Consider the following 26,820-nt stretch of genomic DNA (forward strand, 5'->3'; position numbering starts at 1 on the left):
GCACCCGTGACCGCGCCCGAGTCGCCCCAGCCCGCAGACGCGCCCGACGACGACATGTCGCACGTGCCTCCGCTGACGACCCGTGTCGTCATCGCCGAGGACGAAGCCCTGATCCGGCTCGATCTCAAAGAGATGCTGGAGGAGGAGGGCTACACGGTCGTGGGCGAGGCGGGAGACGGTGAGCAGGCCGTCGAACTGGCCCGCGAGCACCGGCCCGACCTCGTCATCCTCGACGTCAAGATGCCCCGGCTCGACGGCATCTCCGCCGCCGAGAAGATCACCGAGGAGTCGATCGCGCCGGTCCTCATGCTCACCGCGTTCTCGCAGCGCGACCTCGTGGAGCGGGCCCGTGACGCCGGCGCCATGGCGTACCTGGTGAAGCCGTTCAGCAAGAGCGACGTCGTCCCGGCGATCGAGATGGCCGTCTCCCGGTACACGCAGCTCAAGGAGTTGGAGAAGGAGGTCGTCGACCTCACCCAGCGCCTGGAGACGCGCAAGCTCGTGGACCGCGCCAAGTCGATCCTGCAGACGGAGTACGGGCTGAGCGAGCCGGCCGCGTTCCGGTGGATCCAGAAGACCTCCATGGACCGGCGCATGTCGATGCAGCAGGTCGCCGAGGCCGTCATCCAGGACGCCGAGGAGAAGAAGGCGGCCAAGGCGGGCGACCAGGGCTGACACCGCCCGGACGCGCTCTCTCGGACACCCGTGCGGAGACCCGTGCGGAGACTCGCCCGGACGCTTGCGCGGACACCCGTGCGGACACCCGCCCGGACGCTTGCGTGACGCCGGATACCGACCGGTCCCGCCCTGCATCGCCGGAGGCCCGCCGCGGGCTTCCGCCGCGTGCGGCGTGAGGAGGCGGCCGCCCGCGGTGCACGTGCGTGAGGCCCACGCCCCGGATCACCGGAGCGCGGGCCTCAGCCGTTCGCGAGGGGAGCGGGCGAAAGCCTCAGTCCTCGCCCAGGTACGCCTTGCGCACCGAGTCGTCGTGCAGCAGGTCGTGCCCGGTACCGGACAGGACGATGCTGCCGACCTCCATCACATGGCCGTGGTCGGCCAGGGACAGCGCGGCCTGCGCGTTCTGCTCCACGAGCAGGATCGTGGTGCCCTGGGACTTCAGCTCCGCGATGGTCGCCATGATCTTCTGCATCATGATCGGCGACAGGCCCATGGAGGGCTCGTCCAGCATCAGGAGCTTCGGCCGGGACATCAGCGCCCTGCCCATGGCGAGCATCTGCTGCTCACCGCCGGAGAGCGTGCCGGCGGCCTGCCTGCGGCGCTCCCCGAGGATGGGGAACAGGTCGTAGGCGTGCTGGATGTCCTGCTCGATGCCCGCCTTGTCGTTGCGCAGGAAGGCACCGAGACGGAGGTTGTCCTCGATCGCCATGCGGGGGAAGATGTGCCGCCCCTCGGGGGAGTGGGCCAGCCCCAGCGAGACGACCTTGTGGGCGGGGAACTTCTTCAGCGACTTGCCGTCGAACTTGATCTGCCCGCCGACCGGCTTCAGCAGACCGGACAGTGTCCGCAGGGTCGTCGTCTTGCCGGCGCCGTTGGTGCCGATGAGGGTGACGACCTCGCCGGCGTCGACCTTGAAGGAGATGCCCTTGACGGCTTCGATCTTGCCGTAGGCGACCCGGAGGTCCTCGACTTCGAGCAGTGCGGTCATCGGTCGTTCTCCTTGCCGGACGGGGTGTCGGCGGACGCCTCGGCTGTCTCGGCCTCGGGAGCCTCGGTGCCGGCGGCCCCGGCCTCGGAGCCGGCCTCGGCGGCCTCGACCCCGGCGGTCTCTCCTGCCTCGGCGGCCTCGCCGGCCTGGGTCTCAGCGTCCTCGGCCCCGGTCTCGGCCTCGTCGGCCTCGCCGGCGGCTCCGGCCCCGGGCGCCTCGGTGTCGGGCGCCTCGGCCGCAGCAGCCTTGGCGCCGGCCGCCTCGGCCTCGGCGGCCGCCACCTCGGCGGCCTCGGACGTGCCGGGCGCGCCCTCGAACGGTTCGCCCAGGTAGGCGGCGACGACCCGCTCGTCGGCCTGCACGGTCGCCGGGTCGCCCTCGACGAGCTTCTCGCCCTGGACGAGCACCGCGACGCGGTCGCACAGGTTGAAGATGAACCGCATGTCGTGCTCGATGACGAGCACGGCGATACCCCTGTCCCGGATGGCGAAGACGAGTTCCTCCGTCGCCCGGGTCTCCTGCGGGTTCATTCCGGCCGTCGGCTCGTCGAGGAGCAGCAGACCGGGCTCGCTGGCCAGGGCCCGGGCGATCTCCAGCTTGCGCTGCTCACCGTAGGGCAGGTTGCGGGCGAGGTGTTCGGCCTTGGGCGCCAGCCCGACGAACTCCAGCAGCTCCATGGCGCGTTCGCGTGAGGCGGCCTCGGCCTTGTGGAAGCCGGGGCCGCGCAGCAGCGCCGACCACAGGCCCTCCTTGGTCCGGGTGTGCCGGCCGACCAGGACGTTCTCCAGGACGGTCATGTTGGCGAACAGCCGGATGTTCTGGAAGGTGCGGGCGATGCCGGCCGCGGTGACCTTGAAGGACTTCGGCGGCAGGACCCGGTCCTTGAAGCGGACCTCGCCCTCGGTGGGGATGTACAGCCCGGTCAGGCAGTTGAAGAAGGTCGTCTTGCCGGCGCCGTTGGGGCCGATGAGCCCGACGATCTCTCCGCTGTTGACCTGGAGGTTGACGCCTCGTACGGCGGTGAGGCCGCCGAAGCGCATGGTGACGCCGCGGGCGTCGAGCACGGCCGTGCCGGGGGCGACGGCGTCCTGGGTGGTGGTTTCGGTGGTCATGTGGTTCAGGCCCCTGCCTTGCCGAGGACTGCGGGAGCGTCGTCGCCTTCGTGGAACTCCAGCTGGCGGCGGCGGTTGGGGATCAGGCCCTCCGGACGGAAGCGCATCAGCAGCACCAGTGCCAGACCGAACGCGAAGAGCTGGTAGTCGCCCAGGAACTGGAGCTTGGCGGGGATGAGGTAGAGCAGTGCGGCGCCGACCAGGGGTCCGCTGATGGTGCCCATGCCGCCGAGGACGACCGCGGCCAGCAGGAAGGCCGAGTTGGGCGGGACCACGTGGGCGAACTGGTACTGCTCCGGCGTCACGGTGTACGTGACGTGGGCCTGGACGGTGCCGGCCAGGCCGGCGAGCGCCGCACCGAGGGCGAACGCGATGAGCTTGACGCGGAAGCCGTTGATGCCCATGGCGAGCGCCGCGGTCTCGTCCTCGCGGATGGCGATCCAGGCGCGGCCGATGCGGGAGTCGCTGCTGCGGCGGAAGACCACCACGACGACCAGCGTGATGAGCAGCATCAGCAGGAAGTAGTTGGCGAACCGCGCGATGGTGAAGCCGAGGAACGTGTGCTCCTCGCCGAAGTGGAAGCCCAGGATGTTCAGGTTGGGGATCGACGAGATGCCGTTGGAGCCGTTGGTGACGTCGGGTCCGGACGTGCCGTCCAGGTTGAGGACGGTGATCCGGAAGATCTCACCGAAGCCCAGCGTCACGATGGCGAGGTAGTCGCCGCGCAGACGCAGGGTCGGCGCGCCGATGATGACTCCGAACACCATGGCGACGGCCGCTCCGACCAGGGCGGACGCCCAGAACGGCAGGTGCAGGTCGAACGGCGAGGAGGGAGAGCCGGACACCATGGCCGCGGTGTAGGCGCCGACGCCGAGGAAGGCGACGTAACCGAGGTCGAGGAGACCCGCGAGGCCGACCACGATGTTCAGGCCGAGGGCGACCGTGGCGAAGATCAGGATGTAGACGCCGATCGTCGCGTACTGGTCGTCGGACTGGGTGAAGGGGAACGCGGCGGCGGCCGCGAACGCTCCGGCCATCGTCACCGTGCGGTGCTTTGCGGTGAGCGCCGAGACCCGGCCCACGAGACCGGCCTTGGCGAGCGCCGCGAAACCGAACCCGGCGGTGATCATGAAGCCGATGAACAGCTCGTCGTACTCGGTGCCGATGCCGTAGGTGAAGACGGTCAGACCGACCGCGAGGGTCGCGATGATCACCAGGATCTCGGCGTACGCCGGGAGCTTGCGGGCCGGAGCGGGGGTGCCGCCGGCCAGCATGGCCTTCAGCACCGCACCCCGGTCGCGCAGCCGGTGGCGCAGCTGCGCGCCGGCCGAGTCGTCGGGGTCGATCGGCTCCGGCTCCGGCCGGTCGAACGGGACGGCGAGGGCGCCGGTCACGGCGGCGAGGGTGGCGACGGCCACGACCCAGCCACCGGGTTCGAGGTTGACCAGACCGCCCAGTTCGTTGCTGATCGCGAGGACCGTGTACCAGGCGGTGGCGAACGTGCCCAGGGCGGCGAGCCGCAGCGCGCTGTCGGCACCCGCGGGGGTGAGCCAGCCCAGGCCCTTGACGCCGTAGGACGAGAGGCCGAACAGCACCGTGAGCAGGCCGCCGACGAGGACGAGCACCTGAAGGCCGCCCGGGTAGCCGTAGACGGTGAGGTTGCCGGGGAACTCGGACGTCCACGTCCAGGCCATGAAGGTGGACACGACGGCGAGCGCGCCGCCCCCGGTGGCCAGCGCCCGGGCGACGGGCTCGGGCAGATCGATCAGGCCGGCGTGCTTCGCCGGTGCGGCCGCGCGCGGGGTCTCGGGTGCGGTGGTCTGTGTGGTCATCGGTCTCACGCCCTGTCCGAGACGCGCTCGCCGAGCAGACCCTGGGGCCTGACCAGCAGTACGAGGATGAGGAGTACGAAGGCCCAGACGTTCGCCCAGGACTGGCTGCCGAACTGCTCCATGCCGGGGATGTCCGAGATGTAGGCCGTCGACAGGGCTTCCGCCACACCGAGGACGAGACCGCCGAGCATGGCACCGTAGATGTTGCCGATGCCGCCGAGGACGGCCGCGGTGAAGGCCTTCAGGCCGAGGATGAAGCCCATGCGGAACTGGACCTCGCCGTACTTCAGGCCGTACGCGACGGCTCCCACGGCGGCGAACGCCGCGCCGAGGGCGAACGCGACCACGATGATGCGGTCGGTGTTGATACCCATGAGCTTGGCGGTGTCGGGGTCCTGCGCGGTGGCCTGCATGCCGCGGCCGGTGCGGGTCTTCATCACGAAGTAGGCGAGGACCGCCATGCTGAGCGGGGCGGCGAGCAGCAGGAACACGTCGCCGGTCTGGATGGTGACGCTGCCGATCTCGAAGGGCCCGCCGTCGATCTGCGGGAAGGTGATCGCGGAGCGCGCGTCGGGGTACCAGGCCCACACGGCCTGCTGGAGAGCGAGGGAGAGGCCGATGGCGGTGATGAGCGGGGCGAGGCGGGGGCCGCCGCGGAGGGGGCGGTAGGCGAATCGTTCCGCTCCCATGGCGACGAGAACGGCGACGATGACGCCGCCGACGATCATCAGGGGGAGAGCCACCCACATGGACGTGCCGTCGGGCAGCACGTAGAGGTAGACAGTGAGGGCTCCGAAGCCGCCCATCATGAAGATCTCGCCATGGGCGAAGTTGATGAGCTGGACAATGCCATAGACCATTGTGTAGCCGATGGCGATCAGCCCGTACATGGATCCTAGGAGCAGGCCGTTGACCAGCTGCTGCGGCAGTTCGTTCACCGCATGTCCTCCGAGACGTTTCGGATGAATCGACGGATGTGACCGGATGCGAGTCCGCGCGGGGCGCCAGTGGTGCAGCGCCCCGCGCGGCTCAGGGGGGTGTGCGGGTGAAGAGGTCAGCCGGTGTAGGTGCCGGACTTGACCGACTTCCAGTCGCCGCCCTCGACCGAGTAGACGGTGAGCTGCTTGTTGGTCGCGTCACCGAACTCGTCGAAGGAGACCGTTCCGGTCACTCCGTCGAAGGAGACGTTCTGCATGGCCTCCGTGACCTTGGCGCGGGCGTCCTCGGGGAGCTTGCCGTCGTTGGCCTCGACGACCTGCTTCACGGCCTCGATGATCGCCCAGGCCGAGTCGTAGGAGTAGCCGCCGTACGCCTCGTAGTCCTCCTTGTAGCCGGCCGCGTCGTAGTTCGCGATGAACTCCTTGGCGGAGGGCAGCTGCTCGACCGGCGCGCCGACCGAGGTGGAGAGGTCGCCGGTGCCGGAGGAACCGGCCAGCGAGATGAAGTCGGCGCTGTAGATGCCGTCGCCGCCGACCAGCGGGATCTTGGCGCCCGCGGCCTTGATCTGCTTGCTGAGCGGGCCGGCCTGCGGGTACTCGCCGCCGTAGTAGACGACGTCCGCGCCGCTGCTCTTGACCTTGGTGGCGACCGCCGAGAAGTCCTTGGTCTCGGGGTCGATGTGCTCGGTGCCCACGATCTTGCCGCCGAGGTTCTTGAACTCCGCGGAGAAGGTGGCCGCGAGGCCGGCGCCGTAGGTCTTCTTGTCGTCGATGACGAAGACCTTGCTCTTCTTGGCGTCGTTGTAGACGTACTGCGCGGCGAACGGGCCCTGGATGGCGTCCGTGGTCGCGGTGCGGAAGTACGACTTGTACGGGCGCGACTGCTCCTTCTGCCAGTCCGGTCCCTGGGTGAGGGCCGGGTTGGTGTTGGCGGGGGAGACCTGGACGAGCTTGGCGTCGTCGAAGACCTTCTGCATGGACTCGGCGACGGAGGAGTTCAGCGGGCCGACGACGCCCAGGACGTCCTTGTTGGCGACGAACTTGGTGGCGTTCTGCTGGCCCGAGGACGGCTGGGCCTGGTCGTCCAGGGCCTGGACCTCGAAGGTCACACCCTCGACGAACTTCTCCTTGTTGGCGGTCTTGGCGGCGAGGTCCACGGAGTTCTTGATGCCGAGACCGAGCGCGGACAGGTCACCCGTGAGCGGGGCGTCGATACCGATGACGACCTTGGTGGTGCCCGAGCCGCCGTTGTCGGAGCCGCCGTCGTCGTCGCGCGAGCCGCAGGCGGTGAGGGTGAGCGCTCCCGCCGCCAGAGCGGCGGTCATGGCGATGAGCGAACGTTGACGCACGATCAGTCCTTTCCCTGGCGCGGCCCTCCCCGGTAGGAGTGGCCGAGTCGAGCGCTGGGGCCGAAGAGACTTCGATTCCGGTGGCGCGGTGACTGGCCGTGACTCTAAGCGCGGGTGGGGAACATCGAGGAGAGTCTGACGAAGGCTGTGACGCTCTTGTTATGACACGTCGTAATGCAGAGCGGTACTTGCCGGGGGGAAGCGCGGAATTCTGGCCGATTCGCGCAGTCTGCATCGTGAGACGCGCAGGGTGGACTCGGTTGCGTTCAGTAGTGTTCTAGCGTTTTGGTGATGTCGCGAACTCGTTGCTGCAGGCTACCTGCAGCGCCTCCGAGAGGTCTCGCGCATACGGGGTGCCGAGGATGAAACTGTGCGTTTGCATTGCACGCACATTACGCAGAGTTACGTCCAGGAAAGGGAGTCCGGCGTTCCGTGGCACTTTCCCGCATTCCGTGACGTGCAGCGTGATGACGATCTTGTGGGGGATTCCGGTCCTCGTCCGGAACGGGGGGCGGGGAATCGCGGTCAGCGAAAGGCCGGCGTACGGCTGCGATATCCGTGTCACCGTGATCGGCGGGCCGGTCAGCGCGGTCAGGGAGAGCAGGAAGCGGAAGCCGTCGCCCCCCGGGGTGCCGGCGGGGGCGGGGCCGAGGTAGCCGACGTCCACCGCCTGCGACGGGTAGGGCGGAGGGGCCTCGGGGGGTGGCTTCGGCCGCGTCGCGTGGAGCACCCCGCCCGCGGCGAGCAGGGCCCCGGCGGCCGTCCCCGCGAGCACGGCCCGGCGCCTGCGGGGGCTCGGCGGGCGCAGGGGGCGCGGAGGGCGGCGCCCCGGCCCGCCCGCTCGGCCGGCGCGTGCCTCCAGCGGGTCGTGCTCATGGGTTCCCGCGCCCGGCTCCACCGGGCCGATGCCGCTCAACTCCGTTGTCCCCGGGCCGGGTTGCCGCCGCCGACGACGACGCCGACGCCGACGAGGTGCGGCGGGCGGGGGCGGCCGGCGGCGCGGGATGTGGCGGGACCGGCCCCGGAGCCGCCGACGGGACTGCCGGCGCCGACGGGGAGCCGCCGGCCGGTCGGCATTCCCGTGCCGCGGTACGGCGGCTGAGGCAAGGTCGACTCCCGTGCAGCGGGCGCCTCGTGGCGGGCCGCGCGGGGGGCCGCGGCATCGGCCGCCGCCGTGCAGGCCGCCGCCGTGCAGGCCGCCGCCGTGCCGGCCGTCGTCCGAGGCCGGTGCCCCCACGAGAGGTGCCCTCCCGTACTCATGTCCCGACGGTAAGGCCCCGCGCGTACGGGATCAACCGCGCTCGGGGCCGGGGGACACGGAGTCGACCGGCCCCGGAACCGGCGGTGTCGGGCCCGCGCTGCCGGCTTCGCCCGGCCCGGGCGGGCCGGGCGGAGTCCGCTGCGGTCCGGCAGCGCCCTCGAAGGGGCGCGGGCCACTGCGCGACCCGCCGCGACGGCGCTGCGGCCGACCACCGGACGCGGGGTGGCCGGCGCCCGCCGGGAGGTCCGCAGGGCCGGGGAGCCCGAGGGCCGGGAACCCTGAAGGCCGGGGAGCCCGAGGGCCGGGAACCCTGAAGGCCGGGGAGCCAGAGGGCCGGGAACCCGGGAGGTCGGGAACCCGGGAGGTCGGGAACCCGGAAGGCCCGGGAGGCCCAATAGGCTTCGGGCGCCCGGCAGGGGCGGGGCCCGTGGGTGCGGCCGCGGAGACGCCTCAGCCGGCGGAGCCCGCCCGCTCGGCGTCCTGGGGGGCCTGGGGGCCGGCGTCGCGCAGCAGACAGGTCAGCCGCGCACTGCACACCCGCCGCCCCTCCTCGTCGCTGATCACGATCTCGTACGTGGCCGTGGACCGGCCCCGGTGCACGGGCGTGGCCACGCCCGTGACCAGGCCGGAGCGCACGCCGCGGTGATGGGTGCAGTTGAGGTCGACACCCACGGCGATCTTCGAGACGCCCCCGTGCAGCATCGAGCCGACCGACCCGAGGGTCTCCGCCAGCACCGCGGAGGCACCCCCGTGCAGCAGGCCGTACGGCTGTGTGTTGCCCTCGACCGGCATCGTGCCGACGACCCGCTCGGCGGACGCCTCCACGATCTGGACGCCCATCCGCAGGCCCAGGTGGCCCGCGGAGAACAGGGCGGGCAGGTCGACACCGAGGGCCGCGTACTCGTCGATGACTTCCTGCGGGAACTTCACGTGCTGCTGCTCGCCCATGGGCCCGGCTCCGTTCGTTCGGTCAGTGCGTCGCTCTCGACTGAGCAAACGCTCAGTCGGCCGCCGATTGTTCCAGACGGACCACCACGGACTTGCTGGCCGGGGTGTTGCTGGTGTCCGCGGTCGCGTCCAGGGGCACCAGGACGTTGGTCTCGGGATAGTAGGCGGCCGCGCAGCCCCGCGCGGTCGGGTAGTGCACCACCCGGAAGCCCGGCGCGCGGCGCTCCACGCCGTCCTTCCACTCGCCGACCAGGTCCACGTACGTGCCGTCGGCGAGACCGAGGGCGCCCGCGTCCTCCGGGTTGACCAGGACCACCCGTCGGCCGTTGCGGATGCCCCGGTAGCGGTCGTCCAGGCCGTAGATCGTGGTGTTGTACTGGTCGTGCGAGCGCAGCGTCTGCAGCAGCAGCCGGCCCTCGGGCAGCGCGGGGAACTCCACCGGGGCGGCGGTGAAGTTCGCCCTGCCGGTGGCGGTGGGGAAGCGCCGTTCGTCGCGCGGGGCGTGCGGCAGCGTGAAGCCGCCGGGGCGGGCCACGCGCGCGTTGAAGTCCTCGAATCCGGGAACCACGCGCGCGATGCGGTCGCGGACGGCCGCGTAGTCCCGCTCGAACTCCTCCCAGGGAGTGCGCGACCGCTCGCCCAGCACCCTGCGCGCCAGCCGGCACACGATCGCCGGCTCCGACAGCAGGTGGCGGCTCGCGGGCTCCAGCCGGCCCCGTGAGGCGTGCACCATGCCCATCGAGTCCTCGACGGTGACGAACTGCTCGCCGCCGGCCTGGACGTCGCGTTCGGTGCGGCCCAGCGTCGGCAGGATCAGGGCGCGCGCCCCCGTGACGGCGTGCGAGCGGTTCAGCTTGGTCGACACGTGCACGGTCAGCCGCGCGCGCCGAACGGCCGCCTCGGTGACGTCGGTGTCGGGGGAGGCGGCCACGAAGTTGCCGCCCATGGCGAAGAAGACCTTCGCCTCGCCGTCGCGCAGCGCCTGGATGGCGCGGACGACGTCGTAGCCGTGCTCGCGCGGCGGCGCGAACCCGAACTCCTTCTCCAGGGCGTCCAGGAACGCGGGCGCCGGCCGCTCGAAGATGCCCATGGTGCGGTCGCCCTGCACGTTGGAGTGGCCGCGCACCGGGCACACGCCTGCCCCGGGGCGCCCGATGTTGCCCCGCAGCAGCAGGAAGTTGACCACCTCCCGGATGGTCGGCACCGCGTGCTTGTGCTGGGTCAGGCCCATGGCCCAGCACACGACGATCCGTTCGGCCGCGAGGACCATGCCGAGGGCTTCCTCGATCTGCGCGCGGGTGAGGCCGGTGGCCGTGAGCGTCTCGTCCCAGTCGGCGGCGCGGGCGGCCTCGGCGAACTCCTCGAAGCCATGGGTGTGCTCGCGTACGAAGGCCTCGTCGACCGCGCCGTCCGTCTCCAGGACGAGTCGGTTCAGGAGGCGGAAGAGGGCCTGGTCGCCGCCGATGCGGATCTGCAGGAACAGGTCGGTGAGCGCGGCACCCCGGGCCAGGCCCTTGACGGTCTGCGGGTTCTTGAAGCGCTCCAGGCCCGCCTCGGGCAGCGGGTTGACGGTGATGACGCGCGCGCCGTTCGCCTTCGCCCGCTCCAGGGCGGAGAGCATGCGCGGATGGTTGGTGCCGGGGTTCTGCCCGGCCACCACGATCAGGTCGGCCTGATGGAGGTCCTCCAGCAGGACGCTGCCCTTGCCGACGCCGATGGTCTCGCCGAGCGCCGAGCCGGACGACTCGTGGCACATGTTGGAGCAGTCGGGCAGGTTGTTGGTGCCGAGTTCGCGCGCGAAGAGCTGGTAGAGGAAGGCCGCCTCGTTGCTGGTGCGGCCCGAGGTGTAGAAGACGGCCTCGTTGGGGGAGGAGAGCGCGGCGATCTCCTCCGCGACGATGTCGAAGGCGCGCTCCCAGGAGACCGGCTCGTAGTGCTCCGCGCCCTCGGGCAGGTACACGGGGTGGGTGAGCCGGCCCTGCTGGCCGAGCCAGTAGCCGCTGCGGGACGCCAGGTCGGCCACCGGGTGCGCGGCGAAGAACTCGGGGGTGACCCGGCGCAGCGTGGCCTCCTCGGCGACCGCCTTCGCGCCGTTCTCGCAGAACTCCATCGTGTGCCGGTGGTCCGGCTCGGGCCAGGCGCAGCCCGGACAGTCGAAGCCGTCCTTCTGGTTCACCCGCAGCAGGGTGAGCGCGGTCCGCTTGGCGCCCATCTGCCGCTGGGCGGCCCGCAGGGTGTGCCCGATGGCCGGGAGCCCCGCCGCCGCGTGCTGCGGCTCCGCGACCTGCGGCGCGTCCTGGACCGGATCGGCGGTGGGCGGCTTCGTCGCCATCGCACGCTCTCCTTCGACTGCGAGGGTGAGGGACGTGTCCGATCCTCGCACGCGCCGCGGGCGAGGACGCCGCACGGGAGCGGCGCGGGGACACGCCCCGCGGAGCGCCGCACGGGCACGGCGCCCGGGGTGTGGACGGGCGCGCCGCCCGGAGACGGTGAACGGACACCGCGCACGGGAACGCGGTACGGCACGGGCGTACGGGGCCCGCGTACGGCACGGGTGTACGGCGGCGGCGTACAGCGGCGGCGTACGGCTTCGGGCGCACGGGACCGCTGGGCGGCACGGGCGTACCGGACCGCTGGCGGGAACCGGTGGCGGGCACGGCGTGGGCGGGAACCGGGGGCGGCGCGGGACCGGGCGCGGGACCGGGCGCGGGGCCGGGCGTGGGGCCGGGTGTCAGTGGGGCGTGGCAGGATCGGGGGCGTGGCAGAGACAGCACCGAAGAAGACCGACAAGACCTCCGGCGGCGACCGTCCGCGGCTCATGCTCATGGACGGGCACTCGCTGGCCTACCGCGCGTTCTTCGCGCTGCCCGCGGAGAACTTCACCACCGCGACCGGCCAGCCGACGAACGCGATCTACGGCTTCGCGTCGATGCTGGCCAACACCCTGCGTGACGAAGCGCCCACGCACTTCGCGGTGGCCTTCGACGTGTCCCGCAGGACGTGGCGCTCGGAGGAGTTCACCGAGTACAAGGCGAACCGCTCCAAGACCCCCGACGAGTTCAGGGGCCAGGTCGAGCTGATCGGCGAGCTCCTGGACGCGATGCACGTCTCGCGCTTCGCGGTCGACGGGTACGAGGCGGACGACGTCATCGCCACGCTCGCCACGCAGGCCGAGGCCGAGGGCTTCGAGGTGCTGATCGTCACCGGCGACCGCGACTCCTTCCAGCTGGTGACCGAGCACACCACGGTGCTGTATCCGACCAAGGGCGTCTCCGAGCTGACCCGCTTCACCCCGGAGAAGGTGTTCGAGAAGTACGGGCTGACGCCCGCGCAGTACCCCGACTTCGCGGCCCTGCGCGGCGACCCCTCCGACAACCTTCCCGGCATCCCCGGCGTCGGCGAGAAGACCGCCGCCAAGTGGATCAACCAGTTCGGCTCGTTCGCGGACCTGGTCGAGCGCGTGGACGAGGTCAAGGGCAAGGCCGGACAGAACCTGCGCGACCACCTGGAGTCCGTCAAGCTCAACCGCCGGCTCACCGAGATGGTGCGCACCGTCGAGCTGCCCAAGGCGGTCGGTGACCTCGCACGCGCGCCGTACGACCGCAAGGGCGTCGCGACGGTCCTCGACACCCTGGAGATCAGGAACCCCTCGCTGCGTGAGCGCCTGCTGGCGGTCGACCCGGGCGCGGAGGAGGCCGAGGCCGCGCCGGTCGTCGCGGAGGGCGTCGAGCTGGACGGCTCCGTGCTCGGCACCGGCGAGCTGGCCGGCTGGCTCGCCGAGCACGGCGCCGGAGCGCTCGGCGTGGCCACCGTCGACACCTGGGCGCTGGGCGCCGGGTCGGTCGCCGAGATCGCGCTGGCCGCGCCCGACGGGGCCGCCGCCTGGTTCGACCCGTCCGAGCTGGACGAGGCCGACGACCGGGCCTGGACGGCGTGGCTCGCCGACGAGGCCCGGCCCAAGACGCTGCACAACGCCAAGGGCGTGATGCGCGTCTTCGCCGAGCACGGCTGGAGCGTGGCCGGGGTCGGCATGGACACCGCGCTGGCCGCCTACCTCGTCAAGCCGGGCCGGCGCTCCTTCGATCTGGACGCGCTGTCCCTGGAGTACCTCGGCCGGGAGCTGGCCCCGGGCGCCGCGGCCGACGGACAGCTGGCCTTCGGCGCGGACGAGGGCGCGGAGGCCGAGGCACTGATGATCCAGGCCCGCGCGGTCCTGGACCTCGGTGCCGCCTTCGAGGACCGGCTGGAGGACGTGGGCGCCGCGGAGCTGCTGGGCGGCATGGAGCTGCCGACCTCGGCCCTGCTCGCCCGGATGGAGCGGCACGGCATCGCGGCCGACCGCGCCCACCTGGAGGCCATGGAGCAGATGTTCGCGGGCGCCGTGCAGCAGGCGGTGAAGGAGGCGCACGCCGCGGCCGGACACGAGTTCAACCTGGGCTCGCCCAAACAGCTCCAGGAGGTGCTCTTCGCCGAACTGGGCCTGCCCAGGACGAAGAGGACCAAGACCGGCTACACCACCGACGCCGACGCCCTGGCCTGGCTCGCCGGCCAGACCGACAACGAGCTGCCGGTGATCATGCTGCGGCACCGGGAGCAGGCCAAGCTGCGCGTCACGGTCGAGGGACTGATCAAGACGATCGCGGCGGACGGCCGGATCCACACCACGTTCAACCAGACGGTCGCCGCGACCGGCCGCCTGTCGTCCACGGACCCGAACCTGCAGAACATCCCCGTGCGCACCGACGAGGGCCGGGCGATCCGCCGCGGCTTCGTGGTCGGGGAGGGCTTCGAGTCCCTGATGACGGCGGACTACAGCCAGATCGAGCTGCGCGTGATGGCCCACCTGTCCGAGGACGCCGGCCTGATCGAGGCCTTCACCTCTGGTGAGGACCTGCACACCACCGTGGCCTCCCAGGTGTTCGCCGTCGAGCGCTCCGCGGTGGACGCCGAGATGCGCCGGAAGATCAAGGCGATGTCGTACGGCCTGGCGTACGGTCTGTCCGCCTTCGGCCTGTCCCAGCAGCTGAACATCGAGGCCGCCGAGGCGCGCGCCCTGATGGACACGTACTTCGAGCGCTTCGGCGGGGTGCGCGACTATCTGCGCCGGGTCGTCGACGAGGCGCGGGCCACGGGCTACACGGCCACGCTGTTCGGCCGCCGCCGCTATCTGCCCGACCTCAACAGCGACAACCGCCAGCGCCGCGAGGCGGCCGAGCGGATGGCGCTGAACGCGCCGATCCAGGGCACGGCGGCCGACATCGTCAAGATCGCCATGCTGCAGGTGGACCGCGCGCTCCGCGAGGCCTCTTCGGAGTCCCGGATGCTCCTGCAGGTGCACGACGAGATCGTGCTGGAGATCGCCCCCGGCGAGCGCGCCGCCGTCGAGGAGATCGTCCGTCGCGAGATGGCGGGCGCCGTCCAGCTGCGCGCCCCGCTGGACGTCTCGGTGGGCGTGGGGCCGGACTGGGAATCCGCGGCCCACTGAACAGGCCGGCGGCCTCCACCGTGGTCCGGTAGCGCCTGAAGGGGCGCGGGGAGCCGTGCGACCGGCCGCGACGCCGCGGCCGACCGACGCCGTACCACGGCACGAGCGCGGGCGGCTGTCCGGGCGTGTGCGGTCCGGCCGGTCCGCCGCCCGGGCGCGTCACGTCCGGGCGCCCCTGACGGGATGCGCGGCACCCCTGCCCCGGGGAGGACCGCGGGGACCACGGCCCGGAGCCCGCCGCGGTCCGCGGCAGGCCCTGGGCACCCGGGCGCGGGCACAGCCCGGCGCCCCACCCCGGGGCAGGGTTCCCGGCGCGAGCGGTGTCCGTCAGCCGGGCGTCCGGGCACGGCCGCGGCAGACCCACCGCCCCCGGAGCGCCGTCACCCGCGTGGCCCCCGCGAAACAGCAGGGCCGGGCCGATGCCCGTCAGGATGCGGGCATGGGTATACGCATGCTCAACCGCCGGCCGGCCCGACCGCCGCTCGCGCCGGTCCCGGCCTTCGCGGCCGGCGCAAGCACCGCCCGTACCGTCCCCGGCCCGGCGGAGGTGCTGCGCCGGGCCACCGCCGACGCGAGCCGCACACTCGGCCGGTGCCGGGCCCTCGGGCCACTGGGCCGGCTCCGCACCCCCGGCGCACCGGGCCGCACGGCCGACGGCACGGCCGCCTGGCGGCTCTGGGCCGACCAGGCCCGCGGCTACCTCGCACTGCTCCTCACCCTGCTGCCCCGCACCCGTCCCGCGGGCACGCTGACCGTCTTCGTCGCGGCCGTCCCCGCCCTCAGCGGACCGCCGCCCGGCTCGACTCCCTGCTGGTCCGGTCCGGAGCCGGAGCCGGGCGCCACACCCTGACCGCCACCGCGAAGAGCAGCACGCCGGCCAGCAGGCCCGCGCCCGCCCCGAAGCACACCGTCGGAACCACCTCCCACGGTCGGGCCCAGACCGGCTGGTGCGCCGCCCGGCGCGACACCCGCAGGACCGTGGCGACCAGCACGCAGCCGCCCACCAGTACGCCGGCCCGCCACCGGTCCTGCGCGGACAGCACCGGCACCCCGGCCGGCGCGTCCGCCGGAGCCCGCCGCAGGGCGACCGCCGCGAACACGACGAGGACCACGCCGGCGACCGCCGAACCCCCGTACTGCAGGTACCAGTACAGCGGTGACCCGGCGACCTCCCGGCCGAGCACCGGGAACCACCGCATGCCCCACCGGTCGAGATGGGTGAACGCGTCCCACACCACGTGCGTCAGCGCACCGAGGGCCGCGGAGACGTACCACCGCACCGCCGTCGAGGCACGCACCCGCGCCCGGGGCGCCCCGCAGCGCAGCAGAGCCGCCGCCCGGTGCACGCGATGCCGGGGCAGCAGGGCCACCAGCGGCTCCCGCACCACCAGCCACAGACCGACGAGAGCCCAGGAGAGCAGCACATCGACGGTGAAGACCCCGGCGAACGAGTGCGTCACGTCGCCGAGTTCCATCGCCCCGGGACGGACACTCGCCGCGTAGTAGGTCAGGTCGGGTGAGAACGTACCGGCGACGAGGACGGCGGGCACCAGCCGGCCGCGAGCTGATCCGTCGGTACGCAGGGCGGGCAGTGCCGCCGCGGCATGGCTCAGGGTGAACGGCAAGTGGTCTCTCCACGGGCGGCGGTGGCCCGGATGCGGGCGCGACAGCCCCTCCGGCCGGTGTCGTTCAGTATGCGCGAAGGGCGTGGGCGGCGCGTTCCCCCTTCCGCCCCGGCCATCGGCCAACGCCGCGTGGCCAAACGGTGAAGACGGCGCGCGAAGGAGTCCCCGGCGTGCCGAAGTTGTCGTAGGGTCGCGTGAGCAGTACGCCGGTGCGGCCGGCCGGCCGGACGGAGTGACTGGTCGGGCGGTCGACGCGGCGGCGCGAACGCACAAAGCGCCGATATCCGGCGCGCAGGCAACCGACCCCGGGTTTCGACGGTCACATCAGGGCGAGGGCAGGAAACGGAGTCGGACGTTCAGGCGTCCGCGGGAGGGTCACTTCATGGCGGCGCAATTCGGCAGGCGGCTGTGCAAGGGCGCGGCGGCGACCGCCGCGGCCGCGTTGGCGGTGGCGGCACTGTCCGCGTCCCAGGCCCCGGGGGCGACGGTCCAGGGCGACGGCGGAAGACCCACCACCGACTCCCAGAGCACGGCCGAGGCGGACACCGCCACCGGCGCCACCGGCAACTCGCCGTACTACACGGACCTCCCGCCGCTGAACAGCCCCGCACCCGCTCCCACGGCGACGTCGATGACGGCCCCGGCCGCCGCCGCGGCAGCGGCCGAGGCCGGCATACCCGCGACCGTCCTGGACGCCTACAAGCGGGCCGCCGCCGAACTGAGCACCGCCAAGCCCGGCTGCAACCTGCCCTGGCAACTCCTCGCCGCCATCGGCAAGGTCGAGTCCGGGCAGGCGCGCGGCGGCCGGGTCGACGCCGGCGGCACCACCCTCGCCCCGATCTACGGCCCGCAGCTCGACGGCAACGGCTTCGCGCTCATCAAGGACACCGACGGCGGCGCGTACGACGGCAACGCGACCTACGACCAGGCCGTGGGCCCGATGCAGTTCATCCCCTCCACCTGGGCCTGGGCGGGCCGGGACGGCAACGGCGACGGCCGGAAGGACCCCAACAACGTCTACGACGCCGCGCTCGCCGCCGCGCACTACCTGTGCCGCTTCGGCTGGGACCTCGCGCGCGAGGGCGACCTGCGCCGCGCGATCCTCAGCTACAACAACTCCACGGCCTACCTCGACACGGTCCTGTCGTGGCTGGAGTACTACCGCAGGGGGACCCACGAGATCCCCGACGGCACGGGTGCGCTGCCCGGCAACCGCAGCGACACGTCGCCGCCCGCTCGGCCGACGCCCGCCCCGTCCACGCCGTCGCCCTCTCCGAACACCCCGGGAAGCACCCCGGGAAGCACCCCGGGAAGTACCCCGGGAAGTACCCCGGGAAGCACCCAGGGGGGCGGCACGGGAGGCGCCACGGACGGTACGCCGGGCGGCGGAACGCCGACCCCGGCTCCCACCCCGCCGAGCCCGCCGCCCACCGAGCCGAGCACGCCCACCGACACCGTGCACCACCTGCGGGACGCGGGCACCGCCCAGCTCACCGCGGCCACGGGCGACGCGTTCACACAGCGGATCAGCACCCGCGCGGAGACCCGGTCCGGCGAGGCCGTCGGCAAGGTCCGCATCCGATTCACCGTCACCGGAGACACCGACGCCGTCTTCACCGGCGGCGAGAGCGTCGCCACGGTCCTCACCGACGGCTCCGGCGTCGCGGTCGCGCCTGCGCTGCGCGCGGGGCAGCGGACCGGCGCCTTCACCGTCCGGGCCACCGTGGTCGGCCGTGCGGTCAACGGCCTCGACTACACCGCCGTGGTCACCGCACGCCGTGCCGACACCCTCACCCGCGTCGGGAAGGACGCCCTCACGTCCCCGCTCGACGGCGAGTTCGCCGAGCAGGTGCGGATCCGGGCGACGTACCGGGACGCCGTGGCGCGCGGCGTCGCCGCGACCGTCACGCTCGTCACGTCGGCCGACGACCTCAGCGAGAACGACAAGGGCCCCTACTTCAAGGACGACGCCGGCGCCGCCGTACGCACGCTCACGGACCTGAGGACCGGCACGGACGGCGTACTCGTGCTGCCGCAGCTGTACGCGGGCGGCACCGCAGGCACGTACCTGCTGCGCATCACCACCACGGGCGGCGCCGCGCTCACCCTCGAACTCTCGGTGGAGGCGGCTCCGTCACCGAAGCCCACTCCCGACCCGCCGACGCCCACTCCCGACCCGTCGACACCCACCCCTGACCCGTCGACGCCGACGCCGACCCCCACGCCTACGCCCACCCGCACGCCCACCCCCACGCCGACCCCGACCCCGACCACCGAGCCGTCGGCGACCGGGACGCCCGGCGCCACGGCCACGCCGTCGGCGTCTCCCTCCGCGTAACAGGCATCCACCAGGGGCGCCCCCGCCGGACCACGGCGGGGGCGCCCCCGTGCGTGCCCCGTCGTCCCCGCCCACGCCCTGCATGCGCCGTACTTCTCATCTCAAGCACCCGTTGCTACCGTGCCGAGATCTGACGGCAGGTCAGAGAAATGCCGCCCTTCCCGACGGGAGGCCCCGTATGCGCGCTCTGATCGCCGCCGCGACCGGGCTCGCCCTCGCCTGCGCCCTCGTCCTCGCCTTCGTGGCGCTCGGCTCGCGCACCGGCGGCACCTCGCCCGAACCGCTGCTGACGACGGTCCCCGCCCACCCCTGACCGCCCCGAGGGAGGCCGTGATGCGCCGCATGCCCGCACTGGTCCTGCTCGCCCTCGCCGTGTTCTTCGCGGCGCTCGCCCCGCTGCTGCGCTGGTACGCCTTCCCCCGGCTCGCCAAGGTCCCGGCGAACCAGTACCAGGCCGTGGTCCTGGAGGCGACGGACGCCACCCTCCTCGACTACGGCACCATGCAGCCCCGCACCGTCCCCCGGGTGACCATCGTCCAGACCCTCAAGGGCGACGTGGCGGCCTCCGAACGCATCGAACGCACCGCGGGCCGGGACGTCGTCGTCTGGGACACGCTCTCCTACGTCCAGGGCCCCGACGGCCGCATGGTCTCCAGCCTCCCCGAGCGCTACATCTTCGACGCCCACACCCAGGAGCCCGTCCACGCCACCGGCGAGTCCGTCGACGGCGACGCGGTCAGGAGAGAGGGCATCGAGTTCAAGTGGCCCTTCCTGACCGAGAAACGGGACTACGACTACTTCGACGCCCAGACCCGCACCTCCGCACCCATCCACTACCGGGGCACCCGCGACTTCCGCGGCCTGGAGGTCTACTACTTCGAGCAGACCGTGCCCTGGACCCGGGTCGCGTTGCCCAGGACCATGCCGGTCGAGGGACTCACCCGCGAGTCCGTCGCCGCCACCGGGACCACCCGCTGGTACACCACCGTCCGCAGGTTCTGGGTCGAACCCGTCACCGGCGCCCCCGTCTACGGCGAGGAGAACCACCGGGAGGAACTGCGCGGGGGCAGCCTGCTCGGGGACCGCGACAAGGTGACGGCCTTCGCCGGGCACGTGAAGATGCGCGAGGACTACACCCGGCACACCGTCGACCTGGTCGCCTCCCACCGCGCCCAGGTCCTGGCGCTCACCACCCACCTGCCGCGCGCCTTCCTGGCGCTGTCCGTCCTGCTCCTCGCCCTCGCCCTCGGGACGGAGGCCCGGGGCAGGCGGCCGGCCCGCCCGGCCCGCTCCGCGGTTCCGGCCGCCGGACCGGTCAGCGCCTGAGCGCCGCGTTGGTGCGGCGGGTCGGCTCCGCCGTGGCCGGGTCCTCGGGCCAGGGGTGCTTCGGATAGCGGCCGCGCAGCTCCGCCCGCACCCCGGGATAGCCGTTGTCCCAGAACGAGGCCAGATCAGCCGTCACCGCGGCGGGCCGCCCGGCCGGCGACAGCAGATGCACCACCACCGGCACCCCGGCGAGCGTCGGCGACTGGCGGGCCCCGAACATCTCCTGCAGCTTCACCGCCAGCACCGGCCGCTCCGGATCGCCGTAGTCGACCCGGATCCTGGACCCGCTCGGTACGGTGATGCGCTCCGGCGCCAGCTCCGCCAGCCGCGCCGCCTCCCCCGAGGCCCAGGGCAGCAGCCTGCCCAGCGCCTCGCCGGCGTCCACCCGGGCCAGGTCCGCACGGCGGCGGGCCCGGCCGAGCTCCGGCTCCAGCCACTCGTCCACGCGCGCGTGGAGCCCCGCGTCCGAGACGTCCGGCCACGGCTCGCCCAGGTGCACCCGCACAAACGCCAGCCGCTGCCGCAGCGCCCCGGCCTCGGCGGACCAGCGCAGCATCCCGAAGCCCTCCTGCCGCAGCCCGGCCAGCAGGGCCTCGCGGACCAGGGCGGGGTCCGCCTCCCGCAGCGGCCGCACCGCGAGCTCGATCGCCCCCAGCCGCTCCACCCGGCGCGCGACGACGTCCCCGTCCGCCCAGTGGACCTCCTCGCGGGTCTCCAGCAGGGAGCCGGCGGCGGACCGGGCGAGATCCTCGTCGACCGCGGCGGCCAGCCGTACGCGCGCGTGCCCCCGGCCCACGGGACGGTCGGCCACGGCGACCGCCAGCCAGGGCCGGCCGCGCAGCGAGGAGCCGTCGCTCAGCTCGGCACGCGTCCCGGAGGCCATGAGGTACGACCCGCCGTCGAGCCTGGCGATCCGCTCGGGAAAGGCGAGCGCCGCGACCAGCCCGGCGATCCGGTCCCCGCCGGACGTGTCCCCCGCCGGGCCCGCGAAGCCGCCGCCCCGGCCCTCACCCGGCGTCTCCCCGGACGCCCCGGGGTTTGCTGACGTATCCGGTGCCCCGGCCGTCTCCCGCGCCGCGGACGCCTCCTGGGCCGCCCCCCGAAGCCGCCGGACCTCGGCGCGCCACCGTGCCGCGTACCCCTCACCGCCGTGCAGTGCCGCCCGCCGGGCCGCCGCGAGGTCGTCGCCGTACTCCCGGGGCGCCTCCTCCGACAGCAGCGCCAGCACCTCCGCGCCCGCACCGGAGGTGTCCAGCAGGGCCCGCCCCAGGCGCGGGTGCAGACCGAGCCGGGTCAGCACCCGGCCCCGGTCCGTCGCCCTCCCGGCGGCATCCACCGCCCCGACCGCGGCCAGCGCCTCCCGCGCCGCCGCCATCGCCCCCGCGGGAGGGGCGTCGAGCAGCGCCAGCCCGGACGCGTCCGGATCGCCCCAGCAGGCCGCCTGCAGCGCGAACGCCGTCAGATCGGCCACCCTGATCTCAGGGGAGGGGAACCGCGGCAGCCGTGCGTCCTCGGCCTCGGCCCAGCAGCGGTACACCGCCCCCGGTGCCTCCCGCCCCGCACGGCCCGCCCGCTGCCGGCCCGCCGCCCGGGAGGCCCGCACCGTCGTCAGCGCGCTCAGCCCGCGCGCGTGATCCACCCGCGGCTCACGCGCCAGTCCCGCATCGACGACGACCCGCACCCCGGGCACCGTCAGCGACGACTCCGCCACCGCGGTGGCCAGCACCACCCGCCGCCGCGCGCCGGGCGCGAGCACCGCGTCCTGTACGGCGGCCGGCGCCCGGCCGTGCACCTGGAGCACCTCGATAGGCCCGTATCCGCCCAGATCGCCGAGGTGTCCGGCGACCCGCGCGATCTCACCGACCCCGGGCAGGAAGCACAGCACGTCCCCGTCCCGCTCGGCCAGCGCCCGCCGCACCGTCGACGCCACGTGCGCCAGCAGCGCCGGGTCGACCCGCATGCCGTGCGGCGGCCGCACCGCGCGCGGGGGAGGCGCCCAGACCACCTCCACCGGATGCGCGACCCCGTGCGCCGTCACCACCGGGGCGTCCCCCAGCAGGCGGGCCCAGCCCTCCGCGTCGGTCGTCGCGGACGCCGCCACCAGTCGCAGTCCGGGCCGCAGGGTCTCCCGCACGTCCCACAGGAACGCCGCCGCGGTGTCCGCGTCCAGGTGCCGCTCGTGGCACTCGTCGAGGACCACCGCGTCCACGCCGGGCAGCTCCTGGTCGCGCTGGAGCCGCTGCAGCAGCACCCCCGTGGTGACGACCTCCACGCGCGTGCGGCGGCCCACGGCCCGCTCGCCGCGCACCGTGTAGCCGATGCTCCCGCCCGTCTTCTCGCCCAGCAGCCAGGCCATCCGCCGGGCGGCCGCGCGGGCGGCGATCCGCCGGGGTTCGGCGACCAGCACGCGGCGTGCGGGACCACCGCCCACCAGCCCGGCCAGCGCGAGCGGCGTCAGCGTCGTCTTGCCCGTGCCGGGCGGAGCCACCAGCACGGCGGTGCCGCCCCCGCCCAGGGCGGCGTCCAGCTCGGGCAGGACCGCTCGTACGGGCAGGGCGTCCAGGGCTTCGTCACGGATCACCCGAACAGTGTCGTACGCCCACGCGCGCTCAGTCGATCAGCCGACCAGCCGACCAGCCGACCAGCCGACCAGTCGAGCAGCCGACCAGCCGAGCAGCCGACCAGTCGACCAGTCGAGCAGCCGAGCAGCCGGCCGGGCGTGGGTGACCGGCCCGGTCGCCGCGCCCGGCCGAGGGTGCCCAGGGGCGCCGTCCGTCCGACGTCGTCCGACCGGCCCGCCCTCCTCGCCGCGTGCCGCCCGGTCGCCCGCTGCACCCGGTTCCGCCCGGTTCTGCCCGGTGCCGCCCGCTGCACCCGGTGCCGCCCGGTTCTGCCCGGGGCTGCCGGGTCCTGCCGGGTCCTGCCGGGTCCGGCTCAGTCCCGCTCGCACACGAAGATCGCCGTGCCGGGGATCAGCCGGCCGCGCAGCGGCGACCAGCCGCCCCACTCGGAGGTGTTCCACTCCGGCCACTCCGGCTCCACCAGGTCGACCAGCCGGAACCCCGCCGCGACGACGTCCCGCACACGGTCGCCGAGCGTCCTGTGGTGCTCCACGTACACCGCGCGGCCCTCCTCGTCCTGCTCCACGTAGGGCGTGCGGTCGAAGTACGAGCCGGACACGGCGAGCCCCTCCGCGCCCGGCTCGTCGGGGAACGCCCAGCGGAGCGGGTGGGTCACCGAGAAGACGAGACGGCCGCCGGGGCGCAGCACCCGGTGCACCTCGCGCAGCACCTGCACCGGGTCCGCGACGAACGGCAGGGCCCCGTAGGCCGAGCACGCCAGGTCGAACGAGGCGTCCGCGAGGGGCAGGGCGCCGGCGTCGCCACACACCAGAGGGAACGTTCCACCGATGCGCAGGGCGTGCTGGAGCTGGCGGTGGGACAGGTCCAGGGCGACCGGCCGGGCCCCCTGTCCGGCCAGCCAGCGCGAGCACTGCGCCGCGCCCGCCCCGATCTCCAGCACGTCCAGGCCGGCCAGCCGCCCGGCCGGGCCCAGCAGTTCGGCCTCCACCTCGTCGAGGCCCTCGGGCCCCCACACGAAGCGGTCGTCGCCGAGGAACGTGCCGTGCTCGACCTGGTACTCGTCGGCGTTCCGGTCCCACCAGCCGCGGTTGGCGCGGGAGCTCTCGGCGGTGCCGGCCGCCCGCCGGGTCGCCTCCGGCTCGGCGGCGGGGCCGGTGGCGGACCCGAAGGCGGACCGCCCGGCGGACTCGCCGGGGGATGCGCCGGTCGGTACGCCGGTGGGCGGGGCCGGCTGCCGGGCGGCGGATTCGGAGGATACGGGCTCTTGGATGATCGGCTCCCTCGTCGTACTCTTCCGTCCAGCCCGTCCCCGGAGGTGTCACCCGAGGGGCGCTCCGAGGGTCACGTGGCCTCAGAAGAAGGAATGTGTGCCGGGAATGCGGCGATCCGCCCCGGGTGTGCGCCTTCGCGCATTGACCCTGCCCGGCTGCCCCCGTATGCTACAAGTTGCGCTGCGGGCCTGCGCACCTCAGACGTAGCAGGCTGCGCTCGCATCTGTTGTATGTCCCCTCGGTTGTCGAGGTGTGCCACGGGTTTCTCACCAGGTGGGGCGCTTCCTAGGCTGTCCGGCTTCTGCAGAGCGAAACGGGCTCCGGCGTAGCAGTACCTACGACTTCAATGTCCGTACCGGAGCCCTTTCCCACATGACGAGCAGCACCGAGACCACCGCCACCACCCCGCAGGTAGCGGTCAACGACATCGGTAACGAGGAAGCCTTCCTCGCCGCGATCGACGAGACGATCAAGTACTTCAACGACGGCGACATCGTCGACGGCGTCATCGTGAAGGTCGACCGGGACGAGGTCCTGCTCGACATCGGTTACAAGACCGAAGGTGTCATCCCGAGCCGCGAACTCTCGATCAAGCACGACGTCGACCCGAACGAGGTCGTCGCCGTCGGCGACGAGATCGAGGCCCTGGTCCTCCAGAAGGAGGACAAGGAAGGCCGCCTGATCCTCTCGAAGAAGCGCGCCCAGTACGAGCGTGCCTGGGGCACCATCGAGAAGATCAAGGAAGAGGACGGCATCGTCACCGGTACCGTCATCGAGGTCGTCAAGGGTGGTCTCATCCTCGACATCGGCCTCCGCGGCTTCCTTCCGGCCTCCCTGGTCGAGATGCGCCGTGTCCGCGACCTGCAGCCGTACGTCGGCAAGGAGCTCGAGGCCAAGATCATCGAGCTGGACAAGAACCGCAACAACGTGGTCCTGTCCCGCCGCGCCTGGCTCGAGCAGACCCAGTCCGAGGTCCGCCAGACGTTCCTCACCACCCTCCAGAAGGGCCAGGTGCGGTCCGGCGTCGTCTCCTCGATCGTCAACTTCGGTGCCTTCGTGGACCTGGGTGGCGTCGACGGCCTGGTCCACGTCTCGGAGCTGTCCTGGAAGCACATCGACCACCCCTCCGAGGTCGTCGAGGTCGGCCAGGAGGTCACCGTCGAGGTCCTCGACGTCGACATGGACCGCGAGCGCGTCTCCCTGTCGCTGAAGGCGACCCAGGAAGACCCGTGGCAGCAGTTCGCCCGCACCCACCAGATCGGCCAGGTCGTGCCCGGCAAGGTCACGAAGCTGGTTCCGTTCGGTGCGTTCGTCCGCGTCGACGAGGGCATCGAGGGTCTGGTCCACATCTCCGAGCTGGCCGAGCGCCACGTGGAGATCCCGGAGCAGGTCGTCCAGGTCAACGACGAGATCTTCGTCAAGGTCATCGACATCGACCTCGAGCGTCGCCGCATCAGCCTCTCGCTGAAGCAGGCCAACGAGTCCTTCGGTGCCGACCCGGCCGCGGTCGAGTTCGACCCGACCCTGTACGGCATGGCCGCGTCCTACGACGACCAGGGCAACTACATCTACCCCGAGGGCTTCGACCCCGAGACCAACGACTGGCTCGAGGGCTACGAGAAGCAGCGCGAGGAGTGGGAGCGCCAGTACGCCGAGGCGCAGACCCGCTTCGAGCAGCACCAGCAGCAGGTCATCAAGTCCCGCGAGGCGGACGCCGCTGCCGCCGCCGAGGGTGGCGAGGCCGCCGCTCCGGCCGCGACCGGCGGTGGGTCGTACTCCTCCGAGGGCGGCGACAACTCCGGCGCCCTGGCGTCGGACGAGGCCCTTGCCGCGCTGCGGGAGAAGCTGGCCGGCGGCCAGAGCTGAACCTCCCTCCGCGGGACGTTCCCAGCCTCTGAGGCGTAGAGCCATGGTCCGAGGGGCCGCACCTTCCGGGTTCCGGGGTGCGGCCCCTCGGTCGTCACCAGGGGCGACGGCGCGCCGTACCGCCGCCCCCTGCCTGACGCGAGCCGCCCTTCCTGCGCCGCCCGGGCGCGGGCCGCTGCCCTCATGATCGCGGGAATGCGCGGACGCGATCCCTCGTTGTTCCCTACGGACACGAGGAGGAGCGGTCACTGTGCTTGATCCGCAGGGTTTGTACACATGGGAGCCGAAGGGTCTGGCGGTCGTCGACACGGCGCTCGCGCAGGAGTCCGCAGGCCTGGTCATGCTCTACCACTTCGACGGATACATCGACGCGGGCGAGACCGGCGACCAGATCGTCGAGCGGCTTCTCGACGCGCTGCCGCACCAGGTCGTCGCACGGTTCGACCACGACCGGCTGGTCGACTACCGGGCCCGCCGCCCGCTGCTCACCTTCCGGCGCGACCGCTGGGCCGCCTACGACGAGCCCGGCATCGTCGTACGGGTCGTCCAGGACGCCACCGGGGCACCCTTCCTGCTGCTGTCCGGGCCCGAACCGGACGTCGAGTGGGAGCGTTTCGCCGCCGCCGTGGGGCAGATCGTGGAGCGGCTCGGCGTGCGCCTGTCCGTGAACTTCCACGGCATTCCGATGGGTGTGCCGCACACCCGTCCGGTCGGCCTCACCCCGCACGGCAACCGCACCGAGCTGGTTCCCGGCCATCGCAGCCCCTTCGACGAGGCCCAGGTCCCCGGCAGCGCCGAGTCGCTCGTCGAATACCGCCTCATGGAGGCCGGCCGCGACGTCCTCGGTGTCGCCGCCCACGTCCCCCACTACATCGCCCGCTCCACCTACCCCGACGCGGCCCTCACCGTCCTGGAGGCCGTCACGGGAGCCACCGGACTCGTCCTGCCGGGCATCGCGCACGCGCTGCGGGCGGACGCCCAGCGCACCCAGACCGAGATCGACCGGCAGATCCGGGAGGGCGACGAAGAACTCACCGCGCTCGTCCAGGGACTTGAGCACCAGTACGACGCCGTCGCGGGCGCCGACACCCGTGGCAACATGCTCGCCGAACCGGCCGACATCCCGTCCGCGGACGAGATCGGCCGCGAGTTCGAGCGGTTCCTCGCGGAGCGGGAGGGCGACGGCTGACCCCGGCCGGTCCGCGGGACACCCGCGCGGAC

The 26,820-nt window shown here is 73.0% G+C and carries 19 protein-coding genes; 8 read left to right on the forward strand and 11 right to left on the reverse strand.

The features are described from left to right. The first annotated feature begins 6 nt into the window (after positions 1-6). On the forward strand, positions 7-675 hold the full coding sequence (locus AC5K6T_RS06180; protein ID WP_493206334.1) for an ANTAR domain-containing response regulator: 669 nt from the start codon (positions 7-9) through the stop codon (positions 673-675). Between the two features lie 274 nt (positions 676-949). On the opposite strand, the gene AC5K6T_RS06185 is transcribed toward AC5K6T_RS06180, so the two are convergent. The 8 genes from AC5K6T_RS06185 to AC5K6T_RS06220 form a co-directional block, all read right to left on the reverse strand. Beyond that, positions 950-1,666 (reverse strand): ABC transporter ATP-binding protein, encoded by a 717-nt coding sequence (locus AC5K6T_RS06185; protein ID WP_493206336.1) that lies wholly within the window; start codon positions 1,664-1,666, stop codon positions 950-952. Beyond that, positions 1,663-2,778, reverse strand: a complete 1,116-nt coding sequence (locus AC5K6T_RS06190) for an ABC transporter ATP-binding protein (RefSeq protein ID WP_493206337.1) — start codon at positions 2,776-2,778, stop codon at positions 1,663-1,665. The genes AC5K6T_RS06185 and AC5K6T_RS06190 overlap by 4 nt, the downstream gene beginning before the upstream one ends. Positions 2,779-2,783: 5 nt before the next feature. Further along, entirely contained in the window at positions 2,784-4,610 is a 1,827-nt protein-coding gene (locus AC5K6T_RS06195) for a branched-chain amino acid ABC transporter permease (protein WP_493206339.1), read from the reverse strand. A gap of 5 nt (positions 4,611-4,615) precedes the next feature. Beyond that, on the reverse strand, positions 4,616-5,548 hold the full coding sequence (locus tag AC5K6T_RS06200; RefSeq protein ID WP_493206340.1) for a branched-chain amino acid ABC transporter permease: 933 nt from the start codon (positions 5,546-5,548) through the stop codon (positions 4,616-4,618). Between the two features lie 116 nt (positions 5,549-5,664). Then, a complete protein-coding gene (locus tag AC5K6T_RS06205) occupies positions 5,665-6,897 on the reverse strand; it encodes a branched-chain amino acid ABC transporter substrate-binding protein (RefSeq protein WP_493206342.1) in 1,233 nt (410 codons plus the stop codon). A gap of 277 nt (positions 6,898-7,174) precedes the next feature. Beyond that, positions 7,175-7,564 carry a hypothetical protein gene (locus AC5K6T_RS06210; protein WP_493206344.1) on the reverse strand — a complete coding sequence of 130 codons (390 nt, stop codon included), beginning with the start codon at positions 7,562-7,564 and terminating at the stop codon, positions 7,175-7,177. A gap of 1,044 nt (positions 7,565-8,608) precedes the next feature. Continuing rightward, positions 8,609-9,106 (reverse strand): PaaI family thioesterase, encoded by a 498-nt coding sequence (locus AC5K6T_RS06215; RefSeq protein ID WP_493206345.1) that lies wholly within the window; start codon positions 9,104-9,106, stop codon positions 8,609-8,611. Positions 9,107-9,158: 52 nt separating this feature from the next. Then, complete coding sequence (locus tag AC5K6T_RS06220; protein WP_493206346.1) at positions 9,159-11,438, reverse strand: FdhF/YdeP family oxidoreductase; 2,280 nt, start codon at positions 11,436-11,438, stop codon at positions 9,159-9,161. 426 nt (positions 11,439-11,864) lie between these two features. Here AC5K6T_RS06220 and polA point away from each other — a divergent pair, with 426 nt between their 5' ends. Both polA and AC5K6T_RS06230 read left to right on the forward strand, forming a co-directional pair. Beyond that, positions 11,865-14,591, forward strand: a complete 2,727-nt coding sequence (gene polA / locus AC5K6T_RS06225) for a DNA polymerase I (protein ID WP_493206347.1) — start codon at positions 11,865-11,867, stop codon at positions 14,589-14,591. 439 nt (positions 14,592-15,030) lie between these two features. Next, on the forward strand, positions 15,031-15,441 hold the full coding sequence (locus AC5K6T_RS06230; RefSeq protein WP_493206349.1) for a hypothetical protein: 411 nt from the start codon (positions 15,031-15,033) through the stop codon (positions 15,439-15,441). Here the strand turns inward: AC5K6T_RS06230 and AC5K6T_RS06235 are convergent. Beyond that, positions 15,371-16,216 carry a DUF4184 family protein gene (locus AC5K6T_RS06235; protein WP_493206350.1) on the reverse strand — a complete coding sequence of 282 codons (846 nt, stop codon included), beginning with the start codon at positions 16,214-16,216 and terminating at the stop codon, positions 15,371-15,373. The genes AC5K6T_RS06230 and AC5K6T_RS06235 overlap by 71 nt on opposite strands. A 382-nt stretch (positions 16,217-16,598) precedes the next feature. On the opposite strand from AC5K6T_RS06235, the gene AC5K6T_RS06240 reads away from it, so the two are divergent. The 3 genes from AC5K6T_RS06240 (at position 16,599) to pgfA (ending at position 19,880) form a co-directional block, all read left to right on the forward strand. Then, positions 16,599-18,554: a lytic transglycosylase domain-containing protein gene (locus tag AC5K6T_RS06240; RefSeq protein ID WP_493206352.1), complete on the forward strand. Its 1,956-nt coding sequence runs from the start codon at positions 16,599-16,601 to the stop codon at positions 18,552-18,554. Positions 18,555-18,732: 178 nt separating this feature from the next. Continuing rightward, positions 18,733-18,867: an SPW_0924 family protein gene (locus AC5K6T_RS06245; protein WP_493206354.1), complete on the forward strand. Its 135-nt coding sequence runs from the start codon at positions 18,733-18,735 to the stop codon at positions 18,865-18,867. 20 nt (positions 18,868-18,887) lie between these two features. Beyond that, positions 18,888-19,880, forward strand: a complete 993-nt coding sequence (gene pgfA / locus AC5K6T_RS06250; protein WP_493206356.1) for a cell envelope lipid trafficking protein PgfA — start codon at positions 18,888-18,890, stop codon at positions 19,878-19,880. Here the strand turns inward: pgfA and hrpB are convergent. After that, complete coding sequence (gene hrpB, locus AC5K6T_RS06255; RefSeq protein WP_493206357.1) at positions 19,870-22,461, reverse strand: ATP-dependent helicase HrpB; 2,592 nt, start codon at positions 22,459-22,461, stop codon at positions 19,870-19,872. The two genes, pgfA and hrpB, sit on opposite strands and share 11 nt — an antisense overlap. Positions 22,462-22,814: 353 nt before the next feature. Then, positions 22,815-23,735: a class I SAM-dependent methyltransferase gene (locus AC5K6T_RS06260; protein WP_493207377.1), complete on the reverse strand. Its 921-nt coding sequence runs from the start codon at positions 23,733-23,735 to the stop codon at positions 22,815-22,817. A gap of 370 nt (positions 23,736-24,105) precedes the next feature. On the opposite strand from AC5K6T_RS06260, the gene rpsA reads away from it, so the two are divergent. Both rpsA and AC5K6T_RS06270 read left to right on the forward strand, forming a co-directional pair. Then, a complete protein-coding gene (rpsA, locus tag AC5K6T_RS06265; RefSeq protein WP_493206359.1) occupies positions 24,106-25,599 on the forward strand; it encodes a 30S ribosomal protein S1 in 1,494 nt (497 codons plus the stop codon). A 250-nt stretch (positions 25,600-25,849) separates the two neighbouring features. Further along, positions 25,850-26,788 carry a PAC2 family protein gene (locus tag AC5K6T_RS06270; protein WP_493206361.1) on the forward strand — a complete coding sequence of 313 codons (939 nt, stop codon included), beginning with the start codon at positions 25,850-25,852 and terminating at the stop codon, positions 26,786-26,788. Positions 26,789-26,820: the final 32 nt, after the last annotated feature.

Source organism: Streptomyces sp. B8-7, assembly GCF_058833805.1.

Coding starts and splice junctions, on each gene's coding strand:
- AC5K6T_RS06215 (WP_493206345.1), bottom strand. CDS start 9,106: ATGGGCGAGCAGCAGCACGTGAAGTTCCCGCAGGAAGTCATCGACGAG.
- AC5K6T_RS06245 (WP_493206354.1), top strand. CDS start 18,733: ATGCGCGCTCTGATCGCCGCCGCGACCGGGCTCGCCCTCGCCTGCGCC.
- AC5K6T_RS06185 (WP_493206336.1), bottom strand. CDS start 1,666: ATGACCGCACTGCTCGAAGTCGAGGACCTCCGGGTCGCCTACGGCAAG.
- pgfA (WP_493206356.1), top strand. CDS start 18,888: ATGCGCCGCATGCCCGCACTGGTCCTGCTCGCCCTCGCCGTGTTCTTC.
- rpsA (WP_493206359.1), top strand. CDS start 24,106: ATGACGAGCAGCACCGAGACCACCGCCACCACCCCGCAGGTAGCGGTC.
- AC5K6T_RS06195 (WP_493206339.1), bottom strand. CDS start 4,610: ATGACCACACAGACCACCGCACCCGAGACCCCGCGCGCGGCCGCACCG.
- AC5K6T_RS06230 (WP_493206349.1), top strand. CDS start 15,031: ATGGGTATACGCATGCTCAACCGCCGGCCGGCCCGACCGCCGCTCGCG.
- AC5K6T_RS06240 (WP_493206352.1), top strand. CDS start 16,599: ATGGCGGCGCAATTCGGCAGGCGGCTGTGCAAGGGCGCGGCGGCGACC.
- AC5K6T_RS06190 (WP_493206337.1), bottom strand. CDS start 2,778: ATGACCACCGAAACCACCACCCAGGACGCCGTCGCCCCCGGCACGGCC.
- AC5K6T_RS06220 (WP_493206346.1), bottom strand. CDS start 11,438: ATGGCGACGAAGCCGCCCACCGCCGATCCGGTCCAGGACGCGCCGCAG.